Annotated in this window: 2 protein-coding genes; both read right to left on the minus strand. The window is 62.8% G+C overall.

The genetic code is table 11. The features are described 5' to 3' along the window. Positions 1–31 precede the first annotated feature (31 nt). Entirely contained in the window at positions 32–3,124 is a 3,093-nt protein-coding gene (locus tag WC739_RS24740) for an efflux RND transporter permease subunit (RefSeq protein ID WP_372955619.1), read from the minus strand. Further along, positions 3,121–4,201, minus strand: a 1,081-nt coding sequence (locus WC739_RS24745; protein ID WP_372955620.1) for an efflux RND transporter permease subunit, incomplete at its 5' end; no start/stop codon positions are given. The genes WC739_RS24745 and WC739_RS24740, both read right to left, overlap by 4 nt.

Genomic DNA, 4,201 nt, shown 5'->3' on the forward strand with positions numbered 1-4,201 from the left:
GGGACGAGCGGAATCCGTTCGTCCCGGTCGATCACGGCGCTGGATCGACGACAGCCGGCTTCAGCCTGGCAAACGGCGCCTTGTCCCGGGCTCGGTGAATGATGCGGCGCACGTTGGCGCCCATGTCGTCGAGAATCGCGTAGATGGTCGGCAGGAACAGCAAGCTGACTACCGTCGAGAATGCCAACCCGCCAGCGACGGCTCGGGCCATCGGATAGTACGGCGGACCGTCGCCGCCCATCTGCGTGCCGGCCAGGCACAGCGGCAGCATGCCGAGGATGGTCGTGGCCATGGTCATGAGGATCGGTCGCAGCCGCTCCTTGCTGCCTTCGACCAAAGCATCGGTCCTGGCCAATCCTCGCCGACGCAGGGCGTTGATGTGTTCCACCATCACGATGCCGTTGTTGACCACCACGCCCATCAATACCAGCATGCCGATCATCGACATGATCGAGAAGGTCGTGCCGGTGAGCGCAAACAGCCAGAACACACCGAGGAACGAGAACACGATGCTGCTCAGGATCGCCATCGGGAACAGCATCGACTCGAACACCGCCGCCATCACCACCAGGATCATGAAGATGGCAATCAGCATGTTGAAGCCCATTTGCGCACCCGCCTCGTCGTCCTGGAAGAACGTCTGGCCCCAACTCCAGGCGTAGCCGGCGGGATAGTTCGCGCTGCGCATGATTTCCTCAACCGCCTTGCGCGCTTCATCCTTGGTCGAATTCTCCGCGACATTGGCGGTGATCGCCTGCGAAGTCAGTCGGTCCTGCCGTGAAATTTGCGAAGCCCCGCGACGCAGGTTGACATCGACCACGGACAGCAGCGGAACCGTAGAGCCGTCGTCGCGACGCAGGTTCAGGCTGGACAGGTCCTCGACCCGGAACTTTTCCGAGCCGGAGAAGCGCACGTTGACCGGAACTTCGGCATCGCCACGACGAAATTCGCGCAACGGCGCGCCGCGCAGCGCGATGCCGATGTACTGCGCCACTTCCTGTGCGCTGAACCCGTACAAGGCGGCGCGCTCACGATTGACGGTGACCTGGATCTCGCTGTTCTCGTCGCCGGAATTGACGCGTACGTCGCGCAATTCCTTGCGCTGCGCCAGCAACGGCACCATGCCCTCGGCCAATTCCACCAGCGCCTCGCTGGAATCGCCGTTGACGTAGACGGTGATCTCGTTGCCCTCGTTGCCGCCGTCGTCGCCGCCGCCCTGGAATCCGACTTCGGCCCGGGCCAGCTTCGGCATTTCCTCGCGCATCAGCTCCTTTATGGCTTTCGGATCGCTATTGTCGTCCTTGAGCTCGATCATGATGCCGCCCCAGCCTTCCTCGGCGTAGAACACATAAATCTGCTTGAGGTGATAGCGCTCGCGGTTGGCCTCCAGGTGCTTTTCGACCTTGGCGATTTCGTCGGACATCTGCTCCAGCGTGTAGGAACCCTTCCAGTTCACGTACAGGCCCATTTCCCGCCCGGGGTCTTCGCCGAACATGTCGAACTTGGTGAACTTCATCGGCACCAGGCTGACGGCCACGATCAGCAGGATCGCCAGCAACGACTTGCCGCGGTGTTCCAGGGACCAGCGCAACAGGCCGCCGTACTTGCGGCTCAGCGCCGGGATGAAACCATGCACGGCAGTCACCGAGGGGGGCGTGGCCAGGCGGGCGCTGATCATCGGGATCAGGCTGACCGCGACCAGCCACGAGCACAACAGCGCGATGGTGATGGTCATCGCCACCTGCGAGAGGTAGATGCTGATCATGTTGGTTTCGCCGAACAGGTTCGGCAGGAACACGATGATGCTGGTCAGCGTACCGGCGCTGATCGCCAACTGCACGGCGCGGGTGCCTTCGATGGCACAGCGCATCGGATCGTTGGGATATTTCTCGCGGTACTGGTAGATGCTCTCGACCACCACAACGGCGTTGTCGACCAGCATGCCGATGCCGAGCAGCAGGCCCATCATCGACAGGATGTTCAGCGTGATGCCGAAGAAGAACATCGCGCCCAGCGTCATCACGATGCAGATCGGAATCGCCAGGGTCACCATCAGGGTGCTGGGCCAATGACGCAGGAAATAGTAAAGAACCAGCATCGACAGGAACGAACCGATCGCGCCCGCCTCGATCAGATCCTTGATGGAACCGGTTACGCTGTCGGCCTGGTTGTCGATCAGCAGGGTCTTGATTCCCTCCAGCTCGGGCGACTTCTCGATTTCTTCGATTTCGGCGGATACTTCGCGGGCGACATTGACCAGGTTCGCCGAGCGCTCCCGGAAAATGTCCAGGCCGATGGCAGGACGGCCGTCCAGCCGGCGGCCGACATCCTGGCGCTGCGCCTTGAGCCGGACTTCGGCGATGTCGGACAGCTTGAGCCCCTGGTCGTTCAGCACCAGGTCGCGCAGCTCGTCCAGGTCCTGCACTTCGCCGACCGGCTGTACGCGCAGGCGGCGCTTGCCTTCGTTGATCTCGCCGGCCGACACCGAGAAGTTGATGGCCTGCAGCTTGGCCGCCAGCTGGTTGAGGCCGATGTTGGCCGCGCCCAGGCGGGCCGGGTCGATGGAAATCTCGACCTCGGAGGGTTTCGCACCGGTGATGTCGACGCGGGCCACGCCCGGCACCCGCTCGATGCGGCGTTTGACCTCACGCTCGATCAGGTCGTATTCCTTGCTGACGTCGCGATTGCTGGAGAATCGCAGCTTGATGATCGGCTGGTCGCTGGGCGAGAAGTTCTGCACGAAATAACGCTGCAGGTCATCGGGCAAGTCGCCGCGGATTGCATCGATGCGGTCGCGCGCTTCCGTGGACGCGATGTTGATGTCCCGGTCCCAATCCTTGAACTGGATGAAGATCAGCGAGCCGTCGGCGCGGCTGGTCGAGTTGATCGCCTGGATACCAGGCAGGGTGGCCAATGCTTCTTCTGCCGGCCGGGTGATGCTGCGTTCCACTTCCTGGGGCGTCGAACTCGGGTACGGAAAGTTCACCATCAGGAACGGCACGTTCACTTCCGGAAACTGCTCCAGCGGCAGCCGGAAGGAGGCGATCAATCCGATCACCACCATCGAGACGAAGAACATCACGGCCGTTACCGGCCGGCGCAGGCTGAGTTCGGCCAGGGTCATGGCAGCGCACCCTCGACAGTGGCAGGCAGCTCGGCAATCTTGCCGCGCTCGCGGTAGGAGGCGTCCGATTTGCGATCGAGCAGGTTGTACATGATCGGAATCACGACCAGCGTCAGGATGGTGGAGACCGCCAGGCCACCGATCACGGTAATCGCCATCGGCGCCCGCACCTCGGCGCCATCGCCGCCAAAAAAGGCCAGCGGCGCGAAGCCAAACAAGGTGGTCATCGTGGTCATGATGATTGGGCGCAGGCGCGACTCGGCGCCGCGACAGATCGCTTCCTTCTTGGCGACACCTTCTTCACGGAGCTGGTTGACCTTGTCGATCAGCACGATCGCATTCTTGACGACGATGCCGACCAGCAGGATCAGGCCGATGAACACGACCACCGACACCGGCGAATTCGACAGCCACAGGGCCATCACCGCGCCGACGACGGCCAGCGGCACCGAGAACATGATCACGAACGGATGCAGCAGCGACTCGAACTGCGAGGCCATCACCAGGTAGACCAGGAACATGGCCAGGCCGAAGGCGAACAGCAGCGAGCGTATCGAGCTGTCCAGCTCTTCGCTTTGCCCGCCGAAGGCCAGCTTGATTTCCGCGCCGAGCGGATTGTTCTGCACCAACTGCCGCACTTCCGCCACGGCAGTGCCCAGGTCGATGTCGCGCAGGTTCGACGACACGATGGCAACGCGGGTCTGGTCGGCGCGATGGATTTCGCTCGGACCCACCGTCTCCACCACGTCGGCGACCGACTCCAGCGTCACCGGCCGATCGCTTTGCGGGTTGACGATAATGCGGCGGATATCGGCGACCGACGCGCGGTCCTTTTCGCTGCCGCGCACCAGCACATCGATCTTGCGATCACGGAAGCTGTAGCGCGTGGCCACTTCGCCGCGCACCTGGCGCACTACCTGGTCGGCGATCTGGCGCGAGGTCAGGCCCAGATCGGCAGCGCGCTCCTGGTCGAAATGAATCTGGATTTCGGGATAGCCCTGCTCCACCGACGATTTGACGTCGGCGAAATGCGGCGAGGATTGCAGTAGCCCGGCCAGCTTCCTGCCCGCACGCTGG

The sequence above is a fragment of the Mesorhizobium sp. genome (assembly GCF_041661565.1).
Classification (GTDB): domain Bacteria; phylum Pseudomonadota; class Alphaproteobacteria; order Rhizobiales; family Rhizobiaceae; genus Mesorhizobium.